19 protein-coding genes, 2 pseudogenes and 1 riboswitch are annotated in these 22,727 nt (G+C 71.0%); of the genes and pseudogenes, 12 read left to right on the forward strand and 9 right to left on the reverse strand.

Annotation, left to right across the window (positions count from 1 at the left end):
* Positions 1–191 precede the first annotated feature (191 nt).
* Genes IH26_RS0101535 through IH26_RS0101545 form a run of 3 tightly spaced genes read right to left on the reverse strand, consistent with a single transcriptional unit; the run spans position 192 to position 3,477 of the window.
* Positions 192–1,691: a precorrin-2 C(20)-methyltransferase gene (locus IH26_RS0101535; RefSeq protein ID WP_030434257.1), complete on the reverse strand. Its 1,500-nt coding sequence runs from the start codon at positions 1,689–1,691 to the stop codon at positions 192–194.
* 5 nt (positions 1,692–1,696) lie between these two features.
* Positions 1,697–2,314 carry a precorrin-8X methylmutase gene (locus IH26_RS0101540; protein ID WP_030434258.1) on the reverse strand — a complete coding sequence of 206 codons (618 nt, stop codon included), beginning with the start codon at positions 2,312–2,314 and terminating at the stop codon, positions 1,697–1,699.
* Positions 2,314–3,477, reverse strand: a complete 1,164-nt coding sequence (locus tag IH26_RS0101545) for a precorrin-3B synthase (RefSeq protein ID WP_030434259.1) — start codon at positions 3,475–3,477, stop codon at positions 2,314–2,316. Before IH26_RS0101545 ends, IH26_RS0101540 begins: the two co-directional genes overlap by 1 nt.
* Positions 3,478–3,569: 92 nt before the next feature.
* Positions 3,570–3,687, forward strand: a riboswitch (cobalamin riboswitch).
* A 30-nt stretch (positions 3,688–3,717) separates the two neighbouring features.
* On the opposite strand from IH26_RS0101545, the gene cobN reads away from it, so the two are divergent.
* The gene (gene cobN / locus IH26_RS0101550) at positions 3,718–7,248 is read left to right on the forward strand and encodes a cobaltochelatase subunit CobN (RefSeq protein WP_030434260.1); all 3,531 of its coding nucleotides are present in this window, start codon (positions 3,718–3,720) and stop codon (positions 7,246–7,248) included.
* Here cobN and cobF read toward each other — a convergent pair.
* Positions 7,245–7,997, reverse strand: a complete 753-nt coding sequence (gene cobF / locus IH26_RS0101555; RefSeq protein ID WP_030434261.1) for a precorrin-6A synthase (deacetylating) — start codon at positions 7,995–7,997, stop codon at positions 7,245–7,247. The genes cobN and cobF overlap by 4 nt on opposite strands.
* Positions 7,998–8,167: 170 nt before the next feature.
* Here cobF and IH26_RS0101560 point away from each other — a divergent pair, with 170 nt between their 5' ends.
* The 7 genes and pseudogenes from IH26_RS0101560 (at position 8,168) to IH26_RS0101590 (ending at position 16,248) form a co-directional block, all read left to right on the forward strand.
* Complete coding sequence (locus tag IH26_RS0101560; RefSeq protein WP_030434262.1) at positions 8,168–9,538, forward strand: Hsp70 family protein; 1,371 nt, start codon at positions 8,168–8,170, stop codon at positions 9,536–9,538.
* Positions 9,539–9,895: 357 nt separating this feature from the next.
* Positions 9,896–11,542 (forward strand): peptide ABC transporter substrate-binding protein, encoded by a 1,647-nt coding sequence (locus IH26_RS0101565; protein ID WP_030434263.1) that lies wholly within the window; start codon positions 9,896–9,898, stop codon positions 11,540–11,542.
* A gap of 104 nt (positions 11,543–11,646) precedes the next feature.
* On the forward strand, positions 11,647–12,576 hold the full coding sequence (locus tag IH26_RS0101570; protein WP_030434264.1) for an ABC transporter permease: 930 nt from the start codon (positions 11,647–11,649) through the stop codon (positions 12,574–12,576).
* Positions 12,569–13,546 (forward strand): ABC transporter permease, encoded by a 978-nt coding sequence (locus tag IH26_RS0101575; RefSeq protein WP_030434265.1) that lies wholly within the window; start codon positions 12,569–12,571, stop codon positions 13,544–13,546. The genes IH26_RS0101570 and IH26_RS0101575 overlap by 8 nt, the downstream gene beginning before the upstream one ends.
* Positions 13,547–13,567: 21 nt before the next feature.
* Positions 13,568–14,592, forward strand: a pseudogene (locus IH26_RS52935) (ABC transporter ATP-binding protein).
* Positions 14,585–15,607: an ABC transporter ATP-binding protein gene (locus IH26_RS0101585; protein ID WP_030434266.1), complete on the forward strand. Its 1,023-nt coding sequence runs from the start codon at positions 14,585–14,587 to the stop codon at positions 15,605–15,607. Before IH26_RS52935 ends, IH26_RS0101585 begins: the two are co-directional and overlap by 8 nt.
* Positions 15,608–15,618: 11 nt before the next feature.
* A complete protein-coding gene (locus tag IH26_RS0101590; protein WP_245664868.1) occupies positions 15,619–16,248 on the forward strand; it encodes a carbohydrate-binding protein in 630 nt (209 codons plus the stop codon).
* 33 nt (positions 16,249–16,281) lie between these two features.
* Here IH26_RS0101590 and IH26_RS0101595 read toward each other — a convergent pair whose 3' ends face one another.
* A complete protein-coding gene (locus IH26_RS0101595) occupies positions 16,282–17,550 on the reverse strand; it encodes an outer membrane protein assembly factor BamB family protein (protein WP_030434268.1) in 1,269 nt (422 codons plus the stop codon).
* An 86-nt stretch (positions 17,551–17,636) separates the two neighbouring features.
* Here IH26_RS0101595 and IH26_RS0101600 point away from each other — a divergent pair, with 86 nt between their 5' ends.
* Positions 17,637–18,950, forward strand: a complete 1,314-nt coding sequence (locus IH26_RS0101600; protein ID WP_030434269.1) for a TolB-like translocation protein — start codon at positions 17,637–17,639, stop codon at positions 18,948–18,950.
* Between the two features lie 55 nt (positions 18,951–19,005).
* Here IH26_RS0101600 and IH26_RS0101605 read toward each other — a convergent pair whose 3' ends face one another.
* Together IH26_RS0101605 and IH26_RS64395 are read right to left on the reverse strand one after the other, a co-directional pair.
* Complete coding sequence (locus tag IH26_RS0101605; protein ID WP_030434270.1) at positions 19,006–19,638, reverse strand: DUF2461 domain-containing protein; 633 nt, start codon at positions 19,636–19,638, stop codon at positions 19,006–19,008.
* Positions 19,639–19,855: 217 nt separating this feature from the next.
* Positions 19,856–19,924, reverse strand: a pseudogene (locus tag IH26_RS64395) (hypothetical protein); the annotation flags it as partial.
* Between the two features lie 18 nt (positions 19,925–19,942).
* Between IH26_RS64395 and IH26_RS61095 the strand changes: the two are divergent.
* On the forward strand, positions 19,943–20,815 hold the full coding sequence (locus IH26_RS61095; RefSeq protein ID WP_169789693.1) for a hypothetical protein: 873 nt from the start codon (positions 19,943–19,945) through the stop codon (positions 20,813–20,815).
* Here IH26_RS61095 and IH26_RS64400 read toward each other — a convergent pair.
* Positions 20,785–21,012, reverse strand: coding sequence for a hypothetical protein (locus IH26_RS64400; RefSeq protein ID WP_030434271.1), 228 nt, complete (start codon positions 21,010–21,012; stop codon positions 20,785–20,787). The genes IH26_RS61095 and IH26_RS64400 overlap by 31 nt on opposite strands.
* A 259-nt stretch (positions 21,013–21,271) precedes the next feature.
* On the opposite strand from IH26_RS64400, the gene IH26_RS0101615 reads away from it, so the two are divergent.
* Together IH26_RS0101615 and IH26_RS0101620 are read left to right on the forward strand one after the other, a co-directional pair.
* Positions 21,272–21,583, forward strand: a complete 312-nt coding sequence (locus IH26_RS0101615) for a CU044_2847 family protein (protein ID WP_030434272.1) — start codon at positions 21,272–21,274, stop codon at positions 21,581–21,583.
* 15 nt (positions 21,584–21,598) lie between these two features.
* A complete protein-coding gene (locus IH26_RS0101620) occupies positions 21,599–22,306 on the forward strand; it encodes a tyrosine-protein phosphatase (RefSeq protein ID WP_030434273.1) in 708 nt (235 codons plus the stop codon).
* On the opposite strand, the gene IH26_RS0101625 is transcribed toward IH26_RS0101620, so the two are convergent.
* The gene (locus IH26_RS0101625) at positions 22,303–22,704 is read right to left on the reverse strand and encodes a GNAT family N-acetyltransferase (RefSeq protein ID WP_030434274.1); all 402 of its coding nucleotides are present in this window, start codon (positions 22,702–22,704) and stop codon (positions 22,303–22,305) included. The two genes, IH26_RS0101620 and IH26_RS0101625, sit on opposite strands and share 4 nt — an antisense overlap.
* Positions 22,705–22,727: the final 23 nt, after the last annotated feature.

Genomic DNA, 22,727 nt, shown 5'->3' on the forward strand with positions numbered 1-22,727 from the left:
GCAGACCACACGGGACGGTCGATGAAAAAGGTGATTTGAGCTGCGCCGGCAGTCTCAGCGGACGGTCATTTCCGGGCCCGCCGAAAAGTTGCGGCCCGGTAGCATCGATTCCGGCCCGGCCGGCCGGACCGGGGAGTCCGGCCCGGCGGGACCCGTTGTGGACGGCTCTCGGTGGCGAGCCGGTCGGCGGCCTACGGTTGCGGGTAGGTTCGCGGCGTGAAGACCCGGGTGGTGCCGTCGCCGGCGACCACCGCGCGGGTCTGGGTCGAGCCGATCAGCAGCAGGCAGCGCATGTCGACGGTGGCCGGGTCGAGCTCGGCGAGGGTGGTGACCCGCATCGACTCGGTGGGCCCGCCGACGTCCCGGCCGATCACCACGACCGTCCCCGGGTCGCGGTGCTCGAGCAGCAGCGCGCGGGCGCGGACCAGTTGCTCGGTCCGCGACTTCGACGCCGGGTTGTAGATCGCGATGACCAGGTCGGCCGCGGCCGCCGCGGCGAGCCGCCCCTCGATCACCGACCACGGCTTGAGCCGGTCGGAGAGGGAGAGCACGCAGAAGTCGTGACCGAGCGGCGCGCCGGCCCGGGCGGCGACCGCCTGCGCGGCGGTGAGCCCCGGGACGATCCGTACCGGTACGTCCTTCCAGGCCGGGTCCTCGGCGACCGCCAGCACGGCGGCGGCCATCGCGAACACGCCCGGGTCGCCGGCCGAGATCACCGCGACCCGCCGGCCGCGCTTGGCCAGGTCCAGGGCGAACGCGGCGCGCTCGGCCTCCACCCGGTTGTCCGAGGGGTGCCGGCGTTGGCCCGGCCGGGCCGCGACCCGGTCCAGGTAGGGGCCGTAGCCGACCAGGTCGTCCGCCTCGGCGATCGCGGCGCGCGCCTCCGGGGTGAGCCAGCGCGGGTCGCCCGGGCCGAGCCCGACCACGCTGACCGCGCCGGCGGCCGCGGGCCGGGGCTCCGCGCCGAAGGCGGCCGCCGCCGGGCTCGGGAGCAGCGCGAGCGAGAAGTACGGGACGGTCTCCGGGTCGACGTCGGCGAGCGGGGCGGTGCGCTCGCCGGCCATGGTGGCGCGCTCGACGTACCAGGCGTCGCCGAGCCGGCCGGACCGCTCCAGCGCCTCCCGGACGTGCGGGAACGTCCGGCCCAGCTTCATGATCGCGGCGGACTCGGTGCCGGTCAGGTGCGCGGTCAGGTCGGCCGCGGGCAGGGTGCCGGGCAGGATGGTCAGCACCTCGTCGCGCTCCATGAGCGGCCGGCCGAGCGCGGCCGAGGCGGCGCTCACCGAGGTGACGCCCGGGACGACCGTGGTCTCGTAGCGGTCGGCGAGGCGCTTGTGCATGTGCATGTACGACCCGTAGAAGAACGGGTCGCCCTCGGCCAGCACGACCACGTCCCGGCCGGCGTCGAGGTGCGCGGCGAGCCGGGCGGCGGACTCGGCGTAGAACTCGTCGATCGCGCCCTGGTAGCCGCCGGGGTGGTCGGTGGTCTCGGTGGTGACCGGATAGATCAGCGCCTCCTCGATCTGCCCCGGCCGCAGGTAGGCCTCGGCGATCGCCCGCGCGTTGCTCCGCCCGTGCCGCGCCGAGTGGTAGACGACCACGTCGGCATCCCCGATGAGCCGGGCAGCCTTGACCGTCACCAGTTCCGGATCGCCCGGACCCACGCCAACACCGAAGAGCCGTCCAGCCACGCGTGTCACTCCGCTTCCGAGGCGAGGGCGTTCACCGCGGCGGCCGTGATGGCGCTGCCGCCCCGCCGCCCCCGCACGATCAGGTGGTCCAGGTCGGAGGCCGCGAGCGCCTCCTTGGACTCGGCCGCCCCGATGAAGCCGACCGGGATGCCGAGCACGGCGGCCGGCCGGGGCGCTCCCGCCGCCACCAGTTCCAGCAGCCGGAAGAGCGCGGTCGGCGCGTTCCCGATCGCCACCACGGCGCCGTCCAGCCGGTCGAGCCACAGGTCGAGGGCGGCGGCGCTGCGGGTGGTCGCCAGCTTCTCGGCCAGCGCGGGCACGCCCGGGTCGCGCAGCGTGCAGATCACCTCGTTGTTCGCCGGCAGCCGCTTGCGCGTGACCCCCGACGCGACCATCTCGGCGTCGCAGAGGATCGGCGCGCCGTCGAGCAGGGCCTTGCGCGCCACGGTCGCCACCGACGGGCTGAACCCGACATCCTGCGCCAAATCCACCATTCCGCAAGCGTGGATCATCCGAACCACCACCCGCGACAGATCGTCCGGCAGCCCGGAGAGATCCGCCTCGGCCCGAATGGTCGCGAACGACCGCCGATAGATCTCCGCCCCGTCGCGCTCGTAGTCCATCAGCCCCTCCTAGCCGCCGAAACGGCATCGCCAAGATCCCCGCCCACGCCCACGCCGTCGACGAGGTAGCCCTCGGGAGTCGCCTCGACCCGCACATGCGCCCCGGACGGCGAGCCACACCCCCGCCCACACCCGACCCAGTGCACCGGCAGCCCATCGCTGTGCCGGGTGGCTTCGAGCGCGTCCGCCCGCACGTCAGCGAGCGACTTGGCACACCCGGGCCGCCCAGCGCAGGCAGTCACCCCCGACCAGCGCGAATCCGCCTCGACCGGCAGGCCCGCCTCGCTCAGAGCGGCGAGCCACCCCGCCGCCGCCTCCGGCGCCAGATCGGGCACCACGACCCCGCGCGCCGTCGTCAGCACCAGCCTCGGTGCATCCAGCAAAACCTTTGCCTGTACGCCGGTGAGCCGCCCCAAAGGCACGATCGCCCCCACGGCCATGCGCCCGTCTTCCTGCTCGATGACCCCGACGAGTGAGTCGGCCGCACCATCGGATATTTCGGATCTGCCCGACGACGGGGTCATGCTCAAACTCGCGCTGATGCGGGCGGCGATACGGGAAGGGCCGTCGGGGATCTCGGCCAGCCGCCACGCCCCGTCCCGTTCGGCGAGGAAGGCGTGGGCTCCCGTCAGAAGGGCCTCGACGACCCGGTCGGCCGGCACGCGCAGGCCTTCGTCATGGCCGGTCAAGAGGACCGCGAACCCGTCGGACGCGGGGACGGCGGCCAGGTCGGCGGTGAGCGGCACTCGGCCCAGGGCGAACAGGAAGCGGCCCGGGAGGACGGCCAGGGCCGGGTCGGCGCAGAGAGCCTCGTCCAGCGAACGCACCAGGGTTCGGAGGGGTTCGGGCGCCAGCGGCGGGGCGGCGATGTTGCGTACGACCTCGTGGGTTTGTGACGGCAGTAAGCCGGCGGCGTGCAAGCGGGCCGCGAGGAACGCGGGGTTTGCCCTGGTCAGGGCGCGTAGCTGGAGGTTCGCGCGGGAGGTCAGCTCCAGGCCGCCGTCGCCCCACTCCGTGGCGATCGCGATCAGCTCGGCCAGCTGGGCGCCGGTGAGCATGCCGCCGGGCAGGCGGACCCGGGCCAGCGGTCCGTCGGCCGCCGCGTGCAACCGCAGCGCGCCGGGGCACGCGTCGGTCTCGGACTGCCGAATCGGGTGGGGCACGGCCCGGATACTACGGAGGCGGACCGGTCGCTCCGCATCCTCGGGTCGGGATCGTCACACCCGTTACCCCGGCTATCCTGTGCCGGAAGGCCGAAAAGGCCATGTGCGGCGACGCCGCGGAGGAAGCCGGTGCGAGTCCGGCGCGGTCCCGCCACTGTCACCGGGGTTGACCCGGGAGCCAGGAACTCCGGTCGCCGCTTTTCCGGCTATCCAGGGCGCGGACCCTGGTGGGGAGTGCGCGTGTTCCTGCTTCTGTCGACCTCCGACACCGACCTGCTCAGCGCCCGCGCCGGTGGTCGCGCCTGGCGCCTGGCCAACCCGGCCCGCACGGCCGTCGCCGACCTGCCCGCCCTGCTCGACGGGGTCGACCTGGTGGTGGTCCGCATCCTCGGCGGGCGCCGCGCCTGGGAAGAGGGGCTCGACGCGCTGCTGGCCGGCCAGGTGCCGGTCGTGGTGCTCGGCGGCGAGCAGGCGCCGGATGCCGACCTGATGAAGCTCTCCAGTGTGCCGGCCGGCGTGGCCGCCGACGCGCATCAGTACCTGGCGTACGGCGGGTCGGCGAACCTGTCCGCGCTGCACGACTTCCTCTCCGACACCGTGCTGCTGACCGGGCACGGCTTCGCGGCGCCGGTGGTCTCGCCGGACTGGGGGCCGCTGCCCCGCACGGCGGCGAACACCGGCGGGCCGGTGGTCGGGGTGCTCTACTACCGGGCGCACCACATGGCCGGGAACACCGCGTTCGTCGAGGCGCTGTGCCGGCAGATCGAGGCGAAGGGCGCTCGCCCGCTGCCGTTGTTCACCGCCTCCTTGCGTACGGCATCGGCGGAGCTCCTCGCCGAATTGCGCAAGGCGGACGCCCTGGTCGTGACCGTGCTCGCGGCCGGCGGCACCAAGCCGGCCACGGCCGGCGCCGGCGGCGACGACGAGGCGTGGGACGTGGGCGTGCTCGCCGAGCTGGACGTGCCGATCCTGCAGGGGCTGTGCCTGACCAGCGGGCGCGCCCAGTGGGAGGCCAGCGACGACGGGCTGTCCCCGCTGGACGCGGCGACCCAGGTGGCGATCCCCGAGTTCGACGGCCGGATCATCACGGTGCCGTTCTCGTTCAAGGAGTTCGACGAGGACGGGCTGTCGGTCTACGTCGCCGACGACGAGCGGGCGGCCCGCGTGGCCGGCATCGCGGTCGCGCACGCCCGGCTGCGGCACATCCCGCCGGCCGAGCGGCGCGTCGTGCTGATGCTCTCGGCGTACCCGACCAAGCACTCCCGGATCGGCAACGCGGTCGGGCTGGACACGCCGGCGTCCACGGTGGCGCTGCTCGCGGCCTTGACGGATGCCGGATACCAGACCGGGAACTTCGGGGCGTACGACGGGGACGGGCTGATCCACGCGCTGATCGCGGCGGGCGGCCAGGACCCGGACTGGCTGACCGAGCAGCAGCTGAGCGGCAACCCGGTGCGGATCCCGGGCGCCGCCTACACCGCGTGGTTCTCGGGGTTGCCCGCCGGCCTGCGGGAGAGCGTGACCGCGCACTGGGGGCCGCCGCCCGGCGAGCTCTACGTGGACGGCGGCGACATCGTGCTGGCCGCCCTGCGCGACGAGAACGTGGTGGTGATGGTGCAGCCGCCGCGCGGGTTCGGGGCCAACCCGGTCGCCATCTACCACGACCCCGACCTGCCGCCGTCGCATCACTACCTGGCCGCGTACCGGTGGGTGGCCGACTCGTTCCGGGCCGACGCGGTGGTGCATGTCGGCAAGCACGGCAACCTGGAATGGCTGCCGGGCAAGAACGTCGGGATGTCGGCGAGCGACGGGGTGGACGCGGCGCTGGGTGACCTGCCGCTGATCTACCCGTTCCTGGTGAACGACCCGGGCGAGGGCACCCAGGCCAAGCGGCGGGCGCACGCGACGCTGGTCGACCACCTGATCCCGCCGATGGCGCGGGCCGAGTCGTACGGGGACATCGCCCGGCTGGAGCAGCTGCTGGACGAGCACGCGTCGATCGCGACGCTGGACCCGGCGAAGCTGCCGGCGATCCGGGCGCAGATCTGGACGCTGATCCAGGCCGCCAAGATGGACCACGACCTCGGGCTGGCCGCGCGGCCGGGCGACGAGGAGTTCGACGAGTTCGTCCTGCACATCGACGGGTGGCTGTGCGAGGTCAAGGACGCGCAGATCCGGGACGGGCTGCACGTGCTGGGCGCCGCGCCGGTCGGCGAGACCCGGATCAACCTGGTGTTGTCGATGCTGCGGGCCCGGCAGATGTGGGCGGGTAAGGTGGCCGCTCTGCCTGGTTTGCGGGAAGCGCTAGGTTTGTCCGAGGATGCCCCGCTGGCCTCCGTGGACGCGATCGAGGCCCGGGCGAGGGCACTGGTCACCCAGATGGAGGACGCCGGTTGGCCGGCCACCCCGCCTGACATTTCGGAAATGTCAGATAAGGTGCGCGAGGTGCTGGCGTTCGCCGCGACCGAGATCGTGCCGCGGCTGGCGAGGACCACCGACGAGATCGGGAACGTGCTGCACGCTCTGGACGGCGGCTACGTACCGGCCGGGCCGAGCGGCTCCCCGCTGCGCGGCCTGATCAACGTGCTGCCGACCGGCCGCAACTTCTACTCGGTCGACCCCAAGGCCATCCCCAGCGCCCTGGCCTGGGAGACCGGCCAGGCGATGGCCGACTCGCTGCTCGAGCGCTACCGGGCCGACCACGGCGGCTGGCCGCGCTCGGTCGGCCTCTCCGCCTGGGGGACCAGCGCGATGCGGACGGCCGGCGACGACATCGCCGAGATCCTCGCGCTGATCGGCGTGCGCCCGCTCTGGGACCCCGCCTCCCGCCGGGTCACCGGCCTCGAGCCGATCCCGCGCGAGGAGCTGGCCCGACCCCGGATCGACGTCACGGTCCGCATCTCGGGCTTCTTCCGGGACGCGTTCCCGCACGTGGTGGCCCTGCTCGACGACGCCTTCAGCATGATCGCCGAGCTGGACGAGCCGGACAACTACGTCCGCGAGCACGCCCTGCGCGACCGGGAGCAGCACGGCGACTGGCGGCGGGCGACCATGCGGATCTTCGGGTCGCGGCCCGGGGCGTACGGCGCCGGCATCCTCCCGCTGATCGACAGCCGGAACTGGCGCGACGACGCTGACCTGGCCGAGGTGTACGCGGTCTGGGGCGGCTTCGCGTACGGCCGGGGCCTGGACGGCGTGCCCGCCCGGCCGGACATGGAGAACGCGTACCGCCGGATCGACGTGGCCGCCAAGAACATCGACACCCGCGAGCACGACATCGCCGACTCGGACGACTACTTCCAGTACCACGGCGGCATGATCGCCACGGTGCGGGCGCTGACCGGCAAGGCCCCCGCCGCGTACGTCGGCGACTCCACCAACCCGGACGCCGCCCGCACCCGCAGCCTCACCGAGGAGACCGCGCGGATCTTCCGGGCCCGGGTGGTGAACCCGCGCTGGATCGCCGCCATGCGCCGGCACGGCTACAAGGGCGCGTTCGAGCTGGCCGCCACGGTCGACTACCTGTTCGGCTACGACGCGACCGCCGGCGTGGTCACCGACTGGATGTACGAGCAGCTGGCCGGCGCGTACGTGCTGGACCCGGAGAACCAGAAGTTCTTCCAGCAGTCCAACCCGTGGGCGCTGCACGGCATCGCCGAACGGCTGCTGGAGGCGGCCGAGCGCAAGCTGTGGGCGTCCCCGGCCCCGGAGACGCTCACCGCCCTGCAGGAGCTCTACCTCACGACCGAGGGCGACCTCGAGGAGGGTTAGGCCTCGTCCCGCCGGAGCAGGTACGTGTCCATGATCCAGCCGTGCCGCTCGCGCGCCTCCGCCCGGGTCGCCGCGATGTCGTCGGCGACCTCGGCGACCCGGCCGGAGCGCAGGATCTCGTCCGGCGTGCCGAGGTAGGCGCCCCAATAGACGTACGCGTCGGGGTGGGCGGCGAACGCCTGCTGCGCGTCGAGCATCACGACCACGTCGTCCACCCCGTCCGGCCAGCCCTCGGCCAGCCGCCGCCCGGTCGTGACCTCGAACGGGCGGCCGACCCGGTTCAGCCCGATCCGGTGCTTGGCGGCCAGCGCCGAGACGCTGCTGATGCCGGGGATCACCTCGTACTCGAACAGGGTCTGGCCTCTGGCCAGGATCTCCTCGAGGATCGCGATGGTCGAGTCGTAGAGCGAGGGGTCGCCCCAGACCAGGAAGGATCCGGTCTCGCCGTCGAGCAGGTGCTCGCTGATCAGCGCCTCGGTCACCGCCGAGCGGCGGCTGCGCCAGTCGGCGATCGTGCCCTGGTAGTCGGCGGGCGTCCGGTCGCGGTCCGGGTCGCGGCCCTCGGCGATGCGCCGGCTCGGCCGTCCGTAGGCCTTCATCAGCCGCCGGCGCAGCTCGATCATGCTCTCCTTCGCCTCGCCCTTGTCGAGGAGGAAGAACACGTCGGTCCGGCCGATCGCCTTCGCGGCCTGCAGGGTCAGGTGGTCCGGGTCGCCCGCGCCGATCCCGATCACGTAGATCTTTCGCACGATTGAGCAGGTTAGCCCGCGCCGGTCCAGGACCCGGCTGTCCACCGTTCGTCGGATGTCCGACGGATTGATTCTTGTCAGTTTCGCCCGGCAGTACGTTGGCCGCAGACAGCTGGTCACAGGGGGCGGCCTTGACCGAGCACGATGACTCGTCTCCCTCCCATCACCCGGTGATCGGGATCGACCTCGGCACGACCACGTGCACGATGTCGGTCTGGGACGGCCACCAGCCGGTTGTCCTCCCCGGCCCGCTGCCCTCGGTGGTCACGCAGAACCCCGCCGGGCAGATCGTGGTCGGCCGTCCGCCCGACGACGACAGCCAGCCGGTGATCGCCGGCATCAAGCGCGATCTGGGCTCCGAGGAGCGGCTGCGGCTGCGCGGCCGGCAGTACCGCCCGCCGGAGATCTGCGCGTTCCTGCTGATCGAGCTCAAGCGCCGGGCCGAGGCGTACGTCGGCGGCCCGGTGCACGACGCGGTGATCACTGTCTCCGGCTCGGCCGGCGAGCCGCAGCGGCGGGCGATCCGGGAGGCGGCCGGCCTGGCCCAGCTCAACCTGCGCCGGCTGCTCGACGACCCGGTGGCGGCCGCGGTGGCGCTGGGGGAGGACGACCGGGAGCGCATCTACGCGATCTACGACCTCGGCGGTGGCACCTTCGACACCGCGATCGTACGGATCGGGCCGGACGGGGTGGCGGTCCTCGGCGCGGCCGGCGATCCCCAGCTGGGCGGCGACGACTTCGACGAGCACATCGTGGGCTACGCGCTGCGCCAGATCCGCGAGCGGCACCACGTCGACCTGAGCCGGGACGAGCACGTGCGGGCCCGGATCCGGCGGGAGGCCGAGCGCCGCAAGCGGGAGCTGTCCACCGCCGAGACCACGGTGCTGGAGTTGCCGCTGCTCACCGCGACGGTGAGCGCGACCGTGCCGCTGTCCCGCCGGGCGTTCGAGGCGATGATCGAGCCGGACGTGACCACCTCGCTCGGCCTGCTGACCGCGGCGCTGGCCGCCGCCCGGGCCGAGCACGGCATCGGCCGCCGCGGGGTCGACCAGGTGGTGCTGGCCGGCGTCGCGACCCGGATCCCGGCGGTGCGGGCCCGGCTGGCCGGGTATTTCGGGCTCGGGCCGGGCGACATCCGGGCCGACCTCGACCCGGGCGAGCTGAACGCGCGCGGGGCCGGCCTGATCGCCCGCGAGTTCGAGCCGGCGATGACCTTCGAGGGCGCGCGGCCCGGCCTGCTCGGGGCCAACCTGCGGCTGCGCGCCGAGATGGCCGACCCGAGCCCGGCGCCGCCCGCGGTCGACGGCGGGCCGCCGGACCTGCTGCCCGGGGTGCCGGCCGAGACCCCGGCCGACTTCCGGGCGGTGGCCGACGCGGCGCACCGGGTGCTGGGCGCGGCGATGGACGGTGCCCGGCCCGGGCTGCGCGCGGCGTACCTCTCCTTCGTCGCGGCCATCCAGGCCGCCGCGCCCGACCCCCGCCTCGCCGAGCTCGGGGAGGCGCTGCGCGCCGAATACGGGCATCTCGATGGGCTTGTCTGACGCGTCACATTCGTGATGGGCGGTCCCGGTGGTAACCAAAAGGTAACTCTTCGCGTTGGCGGGCCACCGTCCCCAGCGGCGCATATATTGTCCGTACTTAATGGGGTTTACGGGCGGCGATCACGCGGGTTGGAGGATCACTCCGATATCGGGTTGATAACACGCCTTTTTTGTGCCCACCCGCGGGTGTCACAGTGTGCGGGAATCCAGACCAAGCTGGGCACGATCCGCTGAGGACTGTGCCGAGTTGCCGCGTGGTCCGGCGAGCTGTGCGGAAACTCCGTCTGCGATGACCGGCCCGTGGCAGATACGGGCCCACACGATAGCCCGGCAGAGGTATATGAGGAGGCCTTGGAAATGAGAGTCTCGAGGCGCGCGGGGGCGGTCGCGATCACCGCGACCGTTGCGCTCGTCGCGGCAGGGTGTTCGAGCAAGAGCGACGGCGGTAGCACCAACACGTCGACGGCGAGCACCTCGAATGCGTCGATCACCATCTATGGCGGACAGCCCGAGAACGGACTGCTCCCGGCCAACACCACCGAGACCAACGGTGGCAAGGTGATCGACTACTTGTGGACCGGCCTGGTCAGCTACCCGGACGACGGTGGCGCGCCGGTCAACGCGCTGGCGGACTCGATCAACACGACCGACTCCAAGGTCTACACGATCAAGATCAAGCCGAACACCAAGTTCCACGACGGGACGATCGTCAAGGCGGAGAACTTCGTCAAGGCCTGGAACTGGGACGCGCTCGCCACCAACAACCAGTCCAACGCCTCCTTCTTCAGCGACATCCAGGGCTTCAGCGACGTCAACCCGTCGCCGCCGGCGGGCAGCACCAAGGCGCCGGCGCCGAAGGCCAAGGAGATGTCCGGCCTCAAGGTCATCGACGACACCACGTTCCAGGTCACCCTGAACGCGCCGTTCTCGATCTTCCCGACCAAGCTCGGCTACAGCGCCTTCATGCCGCTGCCGGACGCGTTCTTCACCACCACGCCGGACGCCTTCGGCAAGCACCCGATCGGCAACGGCCCGGTCAAGTTCGTCTCGTGGGTCGACAACCAGGACATCAAGCTGACCCGGTTCGACGACTACACGCTCTCGGACAAGGTGAAGATCAAGGACGTCGACATCAAGCTGTACGACCAGGACAGCGCGGCGTACGACGACCTGGTCTCGGGCTCGCTCGACTTCATGCCGCAGATCCCCACGGCGGCGCTGGCCGGCGACAAGTACAAGACCGACCTCGGCGATCGGGCGCACACGGCGCCGACGCCCACCACGGGCATCATCTCCTTCCCGATGTACGACAAGCGGTTCCAGAACGTGCACCTGCGCAAGGCGGTGTCGCTCGCGATCGACCGGCAGTCGATCACTGACAAGATCTTCTTCGGCACCCGCAAGCCGGCGACGAGCTGGTCCAACCCGCTCACCCCGGGTGGCAACCCGACCGACTGCACGGTCTGCAAGTTCGACCCGACCACGGCCAAGTCCGAGCTGGCGGCGGCCGGCGGCTTCAAGGGCGACATGGTCTTCTACTACAACGCCGACTCCAGCCACAAGGAGTGGATGGAGGCGGTGGCCAACAGCGTGAAGAACACGCTCGGGATCAACGCGCGTGCCGAGGGCGTCCCGACGTTCGCGGTGTTCCGCCAGCAGATCCAGGCGCACTCGATGAAGGGCCCGTACCGCGCTGCCTGGCAGCAGGACTACCCCAGCGTCGAGGACTGGATCGGCCCGCTGTACGTGACCAACGGCTCGTCCAACGACGGCCAGTTCAGCAACCCGCAGGTCGACCAGTTCTACAAGGAGGGCACCTCCGCTGCCTCGCTGGACGCGGCGAACGCCGCCTTCGCCAAGGCGACGCAGGTCATCGACCAGCAGGTCCCGGCCATCCCGGTCTACTTCTACGAAGAGCAGTGGGGCACCTCCCAGAAGCTCACCAAGGCAGTGGTGACCAACGTCGGCGAACTCGACCTTTCCTCGGTCGAAGTTTCCAGCTGACCGCGTAACCTCATCCTCAGGTCCGGTCCACGACGTGGGCCGGGCCTGAGGCGCATAGCACGAGCTTCGCGCGGGCCCGGCCGCCCGCGCCCTGGGAGGACTTCATGGGCCGTTACGTGGTGCGGCGTCTGCTTCAACTCATCCCGGTGTTCTTCGGAACCACCTTCCTCATCTACTATCTCGTCTACAAAGTCCCCGGTGACCCATTCGCCGGAAAGTGCGGCCAGCGGGCCTGCCCGCCGCAGTACGTGGCTTACCTGACCCACAAGTACAACCTCGACAAGCCGTTGCTCGTTCAGTACTTCACGTACATCAAGAACGTTCTGCAGGGTGACTTCGGGACGACGTACAACAACCGATCGATCAACGAGATCATCGCGGTGGCCTACCCGAACACGGTCAAGCTGGCGCTGGTCGCCCTCGGCTTCGAGATCGTCATCGGCATCACCGCCGGCGTGCTCACCGGCCTGCGCCGCAACGGCTTCCTGGACAACCTGGTGCTGGTCAGCTCGCTGTTCCTGCTGGCGCTGCCGACCTTCGTGACCGGTTTCGTGCTCAAGTGGCTCTTCGGCTTCAAGCTCGGCTGGGTCACCCCGACGGTCACCGCGGCCAGCCCGTCGTTCCTCGATCTGCTGCTGCCGGGGTTCGTGCTCGGCAGCATCTCGCTGGCCTACGTGGCCCGGCTGGCGCGGACCAGCATCGCCGAGAACCGGCGCGCCGACTACGTCCGGACGGCGATCGCCAAGGGCCTGCCCTACCGCCGCGTGATCGGCGTGCACCTGTTGCGCAACTCGCTGATCCCGGTGATCACCCTGATCGGTACCGACCTCGGCGCGCTGATGGGTGGCGCGATCGTGACCGAGGGTATCTTCAATATTCACGGTATCGGCAACGAGGTCTACCGCGCCATCACCCGCAAGGAGGGTGCCACGGTCGTCTCGATCGTCGTCATCCTGGTGCTGGTCTATCTGGTCATGAACCTGATCGTCGACCTGCTGTACGCCGCCCTCGACCCGAGGATCCGCTATGAGTGACCCCGCTGCCATCGGACTGGCCATCGATTCCACCACCGCCGAGGAGCTCTCGGCCGGCCAAGCCACCCCGACCGGCACCGGCGGCGGCGGTTCGACCGACAAGCCCCGCGGCCTGCTCGGCGACGCCTGGCACGACCTGCGGCGCAAGCCGATGTTCTGGATCGCCGGGGCCTTCATCCTGCTGTTCATCGTGATGGCCGCGTTCCCGAGCCTGTTCACCTCCAAGGACCCGGGGTATGCGGTGCTCGAGCGCAGCCGGCAGGGCCCGTCCAGCAGCGCCTGGTTCGGCTATGACGTGCAGGGCGCCGACCTCTACGCCCGGGTGATCTACGGGACCCGGGCCTCGCTCCTGGTGGCGGTGCTCAGCACGGTGGGCACGGTGGTCTTCGGCTCGCTGATCGGCATCATCGCCGGTTTTCGTGGCGGCTGGCCCGACTCGTTGCTGTCCCGGATCGCCGACATCTTCTTCGGCATCCCGTTCCTGCTGGGCGCGATCGTCATCCTCTTCACGCTCAACCCGCCGGGCGCCAACCGCAGCGAGTTCACGGTTCTGATGATCGTGGTGACGTCGCTGGTGGTGCTGAGCTGGCCGGTCTCGATGCGGGTCATGCGGGCGTCGGTCCTCGCCACCAGAAACGCCGACTACATCGTCGCGGCCCGGGCGCTCGGCGCCAGCACCTCCCGCATCGTCATGCGGCACCTGCTGCCCAACTGCCTGGCCCCGGCGCTGGTCTACTCGACGATCCTGCTCGGCTCGTTCATCGGCGCGGAGGCGACGTTGTCCTACCTCGGCGTCGGGCTGAAGGCGCCGACGCAGTCCTGGGGCATCATGGTCGCCGAGTCGCAGGACTACCTCCGGGTGTCCCCGCAGCTGCTGCTGTTCCCGGCCGCGTTCCTGGTGGTGGCGGTGCTGAGTTTCGTGACGATGGGTGAGGCCGTACGCGAGGCCCTCGACCCCAAGCTGCGGTAGGAGAAACCTCCGTTGTCCAATGTGACCGTATCCGACCCGCAGTATTCGGCGGACGGCAAACCCGCCGGCCGCCTGCTCGAGGTCGATGACCTGTACGTCGAGTTCCGTACCCGGGACGGCGTAGCCAAGGTGATCAACGGCGTCAGCTACCACGTCAACGCCGGCGAGACGCTCGCCGTGCTCGGCGAGTCCGGCTCCGGCAAGAGCGTCACCGCGCAGACCATCATGGGCATCCTCGACATGCCGCCCGGGTACGTCACCGGCGGCGAGATCCGGTTCCACGGCGATGACATGCTCAAGATGAACGCCGAGCAGCGGCGGAAGATCCGGGGCAAGGGCATCGCGATGGTGTTCCAGGACGCGCTGTCCGCGCTCAACCCGGTCTTCACCGTCGGCTTCCAGATCGGCGAACAGTTCCGGATCCGGCAGGGCATGAGCCGGCGCGATGCCAAGCGCCGCGCGATCGAGATGCTCGACCAGGTCAAGATCCCGCATGCCAAGCAGCGGGTGAGCGAGTTCCCGCACCAGTTCTCCGGCGGTATGCGGCAGCGCGTGATGATCGCGATGTCGCTGGCCCTCGACCCCGAGGTGCTGATCGCCGACGAGCCCACCACCGCGCTCGACGTGACCGTTCAGGCCCAGATCATGGACCTGCTCGCCGAGCTCCAGCGCGAGCGCCAGATGGGCATGATCCTGATCACGCACGACCTGGGCGTCGTCGCCGACGTCGCGGACCGGATCGCGGTGATGTACGCGGGCCGGATCGTGGAGGAGGCCAGCGTCCACGACCTGTACGCGCGGCCGGTCATCCGTACACCGAAGGATTGCTGAAGTCGATCCCGCGGATCGACGAGAAGGGCCAGGAGCTGCGCTCGATCAAGGGCCTGCCGCCGAGCCTGTTGCGTATCCCGTCCGGATGCGCCTTCCATCCGCGCTGTCCGCGGGCGAAGGAGATCTGCACCCAGGAACGGCCGCTGTTGCGTCCGGTCGGACCGAGCCGGCAGAGCGCCTGCCACTTCGCCGAGGAGGTGATGGCTCGTGACTGAGCCGATTCTGCAGGTCACTGACCTCGTCAAGCACTACCCGGTCACCCGGGGCGTCGTGTTCCAGCGGACCATCGGGCACGTGCGCGCGGTGGACGGCGTGACGATCGAGCTCAAGGCGGGCGAGACGCTCGGCGTCGTCGGGGAGTCCGGCTGTGGCAAGTCGACGCTGTCCCGGGTCCTGATGAACCTGGAGAAGCCGACCAGTGGCTCGGTCAAGTACCGGGGCAAGGAGATCTTCGGGCTGCGCGGCGCCGAGCTGAAGAAGATGCGCCGGCAGATCCAGTTGGTCATGCAGGATCCGTACACCTCGCTGAACCCGCGGATGACGGTCGGCGACCTGATCGGCGAGCCGTTCGAGATCCACCCCGACGTGGCACCGAAGCGCGATCGCCGGGGCAAGGTGCAGGAACTGCTGGAGGTGGTCGGGCTCAACCCGGAGCACATCAACCGCTACCCGCACCAGTTCTCCGGCGGTCAGCGGCAGCGAATCGGGATCGCCCGGGCGCTGGCGCTGCGACCGGAGATCATCGTTTGCGACGAACCGGTCAGCGCGCTCGACGTGTCGATCCAGGCGCAGGTGATGAACCTGCTGGGCCGGCTCCAGAAGGACTTCGGGCTGGCCTACATCTTCATCGCACACGACCTGTCCGTGGTGCGGCACCTGTCCGACCGGGTCGCGGTCATGTATCTCGGGAAGATCGTCGAGACGGGCACCGAGGATCAGATCTACGAGCGGCCCACCCATCCGTACACCCAGGCGCTGCTGTCCGCGGTGCCGGTGCCGGACCCGATGAGCCGGCAGACCAAGAAGATCATCCGGCTGGTCGGGGACGTGCCCAGCCCGGTGAACCCGCCATCCGGTTGCCGCTTCCGGACGAGGTGCTGGAAGGCCCAGGAGATCTGCGCGACGCAGGAGCCGGAGCTGATCGATCGGGCCGAAGACCGGCACCCGAGCGCATGCCACTTCGCCGAGGCGCGCGAGATCGTGGTGTCGCACGAGGCCGGCACCTCGTGACCGACCGCTGAGTGGTGGACGTGTCCTCGCCGCCCAGTCCGTCCGTCTACCGCACCCGGGCCTACCGCACCCGCCAGCGCGTCCTGTACGCGCTGGCGGGTGTCGGCCTGGTGCTGGTCGGTTACCTGATCGGGCGGTGGCAGGACACGCCGGCCACGCCCGCGGCCGCCCACCCGCCGGCGGCGTCGGCCTCCGCGGCGCCGTCACCGTCGCCGTCGGCCTCGCCGCCGCCCTCTCCGACGGTCTACCGCAAGCTGCAGGCCGAGGCGGCCGACGCGCTGAACGGCATCCAGACCCAGGACACCGACGACGAGGGCGGCGGGCAGAACGTCGGCTGGATCGCCAACGGCGACTCGCTGCGCTTCGACGACATCGACTTCGGCCCGGTGCCGGCGACCAAAGTGGACGTACGGGTGGCCTCGGACGCCGACGACGGCGGCCGGATGGACATCCGCCTGGACTCCGCGGACGCGACCCCGATCGGCTTCCTGCGGGTGACCCGCACCGGCGGATGGCAGAACTGGCGTACGGACGAGGTCACGCTGCAGCCGGTCACCGGCCTGCACACGGTGTTCCTGACCTTCGCCCGGAACGACGACAAGGAGTTCCTGAACATCAACTGGCTGCTGTTCGCCCACTGACCCGGTCACTCTCCGTCGCCTCGACCGCCTCCGTCAGCTGACGGCGGTGACGGTCAGCGTGTCACCGCGCGGGCAGAGCAGGTAGCCGGGCGTACCCCGGCAGTCCTGGTCGGCGATCCGCTCGACGGTGCCGAGCGGGGTCTGCCGGCCGGTGGCCAGATCGAGCCGGCTCACCACGGTCCGGCCGGGCGGCGTCCGGCTCTCCCGGAGCAGCAGCAGCGACCCGGCCACGCCCGCCGAGAACGCCTGCTGCCCACCGACCGGACGGCCGATCGTCCGGCCGGTGGCGGCGTCCACCAGCACCGTCGTGGCCGAGGCCAGGTTCGCGGCGGCCGAGAGCAGCAGACGGTCCCCGCCGAGATTCCACACGTAGTTCAGGTCGTCCCGCCGCCAGACCTCACGGCCGGTGGCGGCATCCCGCCCGGCCACGCCCCGGACATCCGCCGTGCAGATCAGCGCGCCGCAGCCGGTCACGTAGCCGATCAGCTCCCGGGTCCGCCACAACGGCCGCAGGTCGCTGGTGCGATAGACGGTGCCGACACTCTGCGCGGACGCGGTTCGGACCACGACGACGTACGGGTCGGCCGCGAAGAGGGCCGCCGAGTACACCCCGTTCCAGGGGATGCGGGCGTGGGCTCGTACGGCGCCGTCGGCATATCCGTAGACGGTGGCGTCACCGGTCCTGGTCACCGCGACGATCGCGGTGGGCAGGCCGCCCTCGGCGAGCGTGATCCACTGCTCGGCCGGCGCGATCGCGCGTCGCCACCTTTCGCGCCCGTCACGCAGCCCGACCAGCCGCAACTCGGTGGTCAGGCCGGACTGATCGGCGCCGGCGACCAGGGCGTCACCGCGCACCACCGACGGCACGGCCTCGCCGGCCGACCGCCAGAGCCGCTCGCCGGTCGCCGCGTCGAGCGCCGTCGTGCCGCCACCGGTCGGCACCAGCAGGACGTCGCCGGCCGGGAGCACGCCGTAGTCGGTCACCTCCGCGCCGCTCGGCGTGCTCCACCGAGCCTTGCCGGTGGCCAGATCGTAGGCGGTCACCGTCGGTGGCCCCGCCGGACCGCTCCGGTTCAGGTAGACGGTCCGGCCGTCCAGCGCCATGGTGTCGCTCGGCTGGTACGCGGCACTCCAGAGCGGCCGCACCAGCGCCGGCGCCGGTGGCGCGGAGGCGGCCTGGGCGAGCAGCCCACCCACGGCGACCATGGCCAGCGCGACCCGGCCCAGCCTGGGCACGTCGACGGGGGCGGCCACCGGCTCGGCGGCCGCCCCGGCGACGTCACCGAGGTCGATCAGGGCCATCGGTGGGCACCATAGCTCGGCCACCCGACCGGTCGCCGACAGCGACGGGGCGCCATCGATCGGTCTGGATGGTTGGCATCGCGGGCATGCGTACCTCCAGGATTGTCCGCGCCGCCGCGGCCGCCGCCGGGGTGACCGTGCTGCTCGTCTCGCCCGTTGCCGCGCAGGCCGCCGCCGCGCGGCCGATCGCGCTGGTCGACGTGGCCCCGGACGGAACGCCCGGCAACGGCGGCATCGGCGGCTCGGACGTCTCCGACGACGGCCGGTACGTCGCCTTCGCCTCCACCTCGGACAACCTCGTTCCGGGCGACGTCAACGGTGTCACCGACGTCTTCCTGCGGGACACCCGGGCCGGAACCACGAGGCTGGTCAGTGGGGGCCTGGGCGGGCAGCCGGCCAACGACGGGACCGAGTTCGGTGCGACGATCTCCGGGAACGGCCGGTACGTGGTCTTCACCTCGTACGCCTCGAATCTGGTTGCCGACGACACCAACGCCGAGCGGGACGTCTTCGTGTACGACAGCCAGACCGGCGTCACGACCCGGGCCAGCGTCTTCGCCGGCAACCGCCAGATCCCCGGCACCAGCGGCGGCGGCACGATCTCCGACCATGGCCGCTACGTGGCCTTCCTGGTCACCGCGTTCAACGGGACGGACGACCAGGGCCTCCCGCTGTACGGCCAGGCGGCGTTCGTGCACGACATGCGGACCGGCCAGACCACCCGGGTCAGCGGGCAGGCCGGCGGCGGCACCGACCTCCCGGTGTTCCAGACGGCGATCTCCGGCAACGGCAAGCGGGTGGTGTTCAGCGGGTTCGGCGACTGGATCGGCGACGGCGGGGCCGCCACCGGCATCTTCGTGCACGACCTGGCGTCCGGCGCGACGGTCCGGGCCAACCTGCCCGGCAGCGGGGACGCGTTGCCGGACGGGACGAACCCGAGCATCAGCCGGGACGGAACCAGGGTGTCATGGCAGTCGTACGACCCGTACGTGCCGGCCGACACCAACGAGACCGGCGACGTCTACGTCCGGGATCTGATCGCCGGCACCACCACCCTGGTCACCGCGAACCAAACGGCCACGAACGCGGGCAACGGCTACAGCAGCGCCGGACGGCTCGCGGCGGGCGGCCGCTACGTGGCGTTCTCCTCGTCGGCCTCGGACCTGGTGGCCGGCGACGGCAACGGTCTCGAGGACGTCTTCGTGCGGGACCTCACCACCGGGCGGACGACGGCGGTCAGCACCACCGCCACCGGCGCGACCGGCAACGGCGACAGCTTCGACGCGACCGCCTCGGCGAACGGCAGCCGGGTGGTCTTCGTGTCCGCGGCGACGGATCTCGGCGCCGACCCGGGCGACGGCCTCCGCCACCTGTACCTCCGCTGCCTGCGCGACTGCTGACCGACAGGAAACAGGGGAAGCCGCGCGGCTTTCCCTGTTTCGGTCGTCTCCGGCATCAGGGGCGGTGTGGGCCGACGTGGTCGTCGAGCCACGCGCGGAGCGGGCGGCTCGCACGCAGGAAGTCGACCAGCCTGGTCTGCGCCTTCGCGGTGCCGAGCCAGGCCGCGGGCGCCCACTCCTGCCAGGTGGTGAGTCCCTTGTGCCGTAGGAGGTCCACCCGCGGGTGATCCTTCGGATAGCCCCGGGGTGCGGTCTTCAAACTGCCATGCCCGTGTACGCCGATCCCGGCCGCCTCGATCGTGGCGATCACGTCGGTGAGCTGCTTGCCGGTGCGGTCCCCGGCGACCGCCTTGCGGTAGCGGTCCAGCTGGTCGGGCTCCATCTGATACATGCCGCAGCCGGCCGCCAGCCCCTCCGCCGACAGCTGGACATAGCCGCCGGCCTCGAGCCAGGCCCCGAGATGCGTCTTGTACGGCGACTTGTCATTGCTGAACCGCACATCACGGTACGGCCGGAAAATCTTCCCCGGCCCGAACTCCGGCTCCAGCGCCGCGAGCAACTCTCGCATGGGCTCGCGCACCCGCTCCTCGTAGAAGGCCTGATGCGCGGTCCAATACGTCTTCGAGTTGTCGGCGGCGAGCCCCTCGTAGAACTCGAGTGCCTCGCTCGGCCAGCCACGGAACGTCACCCCGCCACGTTAGCGCCCCCGGCCGGCCGTGTGGTCCGGGGACGCGGACGCTACGCGCGGCGGTGTACCCGAGCCGGGAGGCGAGCCCTTCGTCCATGACCCGGGAAAAGGGCCGCCACCATTTCTCTTCGTTCAGGCGCCCGTTCAGTGTGCGCATATCTCGCCGCTCGCCTTCGGACACGCGATAGAGGGCCAACAGCTGGTCCAGCTCATCAGCCTTCACCCGGACACGTCCCCGTTCGATACGGGCGATCTGGGACGCCGACCGCTGAACAGCCCGAGCCACGACGTCGACTGCCAGCCCATGGGATTGCCGCAGCCGGCGCAGCCAGCCACCGAGGATCTCGTGCGCGACCGTCGGGCGAGCAGTGGCACCCGAGTCCGGAAGATGGGCGTGCCGCCCGGACGGGCTGACCCCCAGGGTGTGAAGCTGCGCCGACGACAAACCAAAGACATGGTCGGACAACGCCGCGAGCAGATCGTGGGGTGGCTGCGGCGGGCTGCTGGGACGCCCGCGCACGAGCCAATCATGCCAACCGAACAACCAGTCGGCCGCGGCCGGCTCGGCGAACAGAGCGGCCCTGCGAAGCAGGCCGCTGAGGACCGCCCGCGCGTCATCGGGGACATCGACGATCCGGTCGGCTCGAAGGATCAGGACTTGACCGGAGGACGCCACGACGTCGCTGCCCACTTCGATGGCGGCACGCAGCTGCCGCCAGGAGCACTGCAACGTAACCGCACCGTCCGTCGCGGCGGGATCCTCGGCGGTCACGACGAGCGCAGTCGGCCCTTTAGCGGAAATGGCGATCCCGGCGGCCGGACGCGAGCCACCAGTGTCGTGGCCCGATCCCAGTGCCAGCCCGAAGGTCGAGGCATTGCCGAGCGGAACCACGAGGCGCAGTCCGCTGACCGTGGGGTGGGCCGCCCTTACCGGCAATGGGCAGCCGCCGCCGCGTGCCCGGCCCCGCGCGCCGAGCAGCAGGCAATGCATGACGGCCGCCTCTATCCAGCGTTGCCCAGCGGTGCGCGCATCCGGAATCTGCGGTTCGCCCCGGACCAGCTTCGCGATTTCGTCGTAGGCGAGTTGGTGCGGCTCGCCGGTGAACTGGATCCGCCGCCGCACATCGCTTTTGCGATTCGACCTGCTCACCGTAGCGGATTCCCGCCGGCGGCCTGAACCACGTCACGACTCCAGGTCCGGAGCTCCCGGACCAGCCGGAACGCCGCTTCACCGTGGACGGCGGGGCGGAGAAGGAAGACCAGCCAAAGCGGCATGGCGCAGCAGGCGATGATCAGGATCGGCACGTGAGCGATCGCCACTATCAGAGGGCGCGCCAAGACACTCGGCAATGCCGCAAGATCGATGGAGGGCATGGACATCTCCCGTTCCGCTGCCCGGCCAACGGCATCGAGAAGAGTGGGACTCTACCGAACGAATATGATCAAGGCGGGAGTTGCAAACCCCTTCAACCGCTCTGTTTGGAACTGCGCCGGGAGTTCCAAAACGGTAAGGCCACCGCGTACGACCGTCGTAACGCTATCCGGTCTGTCAAGCCGGGGCTCCCCGGCCGGGTGAAGCAGTCCCGTTCGCCCGGGAACTTGTACGCTGACCGAAACTCGATGGATGGTGGTCATGACGTCACAGGTCGTCACGTACTCGGTGGATGATGTCGCGGTCTCGTTCGAGATCCAGCCGGTCGACGGGTTCGTGCCCGCCACCTCCGCCGACGAGGTGATCGGCCGGGTGCGGGTCGCGCTGGGACCGGCCGTGGCGGCCGCGCGGGCGGTGCTCGACCAGGTGAAGGAGATGGCGCCGGACCGGGTCGAGGTGAAGTTCGGGGTGAAGGTCACCGGCACGATGAACTGGCTGGTGGCGAAGGCCGCGACCGAGGGCAACTTCGAGGTGACCCTGGCCTGGGACCCGAAGCCGCCGGCGGCCGGCTGACCGGGCCGGTGCCTGATGGCGGCCGAGCGGCATCTCGAGTGGGCGGGCTGCTACAACGTCCGGGATCTGGGCGGGCTGCCGATCCGTGGCGGCGGGGCGACCCGGCCGGCGGCCGTCGTCCGGGCCGACAGCCTGGACCGGTTGACGTCGGAGGGGTGGGCGGCGCTGCACGCGTACGGCATCCGGACCGTGGTTGACCTGCGCGAGGACGAGGAGCGATCGACGACGGTGACCCGGCCGGACGGGATCACGGTGGTGCACGTCCCGCTCGACGACAACGCCGACACCGCGTTCTGGTCCTGGTGCCTCGACGACGACGCGGACGGGACACCGCTCTACTATCGCCCGTTCCTCGAACACAAGGCGGAACGGTGCGTGGCGGCGATCGCCGCGGTGGCGACGGCCGAGCCGGGCGGCGTGGTCGTGCACTGCGGCATCGGCCGGGACCGGACCGGGCTGGTCGCGCTGATCCTGCTGGCGCTCGCCGGGGTCGAACCGGACGCCATCGTGGCCGACTACGCGGTGAGCGGCGAGCGCCTGAAAAGGTATTTCAACCACCCGCGACAAGACGATCCGATCGCCGAGCGGCTGGCCGAGCGCGGGACGACGATCGCCGAGGTGCTGACCGAGTTGGTCACCGAGGTCGACATCGAGGCGTGCCTGGCGGCGGCGGGCCTCGGGGCGGCGGAGCTGTACGCGCTTCGCACCCGGATGACCGTTTAGCTCAGCCGGATCAGGCCCGCCCGGGTGGCGCGGAAGCCGCATCTGTCGAGATAAAAGCGTTCGAGGTGCGGCTCGAAGTCGACATGCAGCCACTCGCATCCGGCATCGCGGGCCTCTTCGGCCGCGGCGTCGACCAGCGCCGCCGCGATGCCCTCCTGGCGCCGGTCGGGATCGACCGCGGTGTCCAGCAGGAAGGCGTGACTGCCGCCGTCCCAGCAGACCTGGACGAAGCCGACCAGCCGGTGCGCTTCGAAGGCGCCGATCCAGGTGAGCGCGTGCCGTGCCAGCCGCGCCGACCACGGCCGGACGGCGGCGGGGTCGCCGCCGAAGGCGCGCGCGTGCAGGGCGCTGAGCCGGCGGTCGTCGACCTCGAAGCGGGACACGAGCGCGATCGCCATCCGGTGGAGCATAGTGTCGGGCG

Source organism: Actinoplanes subtropicus (assembly GCF_000721705.1).
GTDB classification, from domain to species: Bacteria; Actinomycetota; Actinomycetes; order Mycobacteriales; family Micromonosporaceae; genus Actinoplanes; species Actinoplanes subtropicus.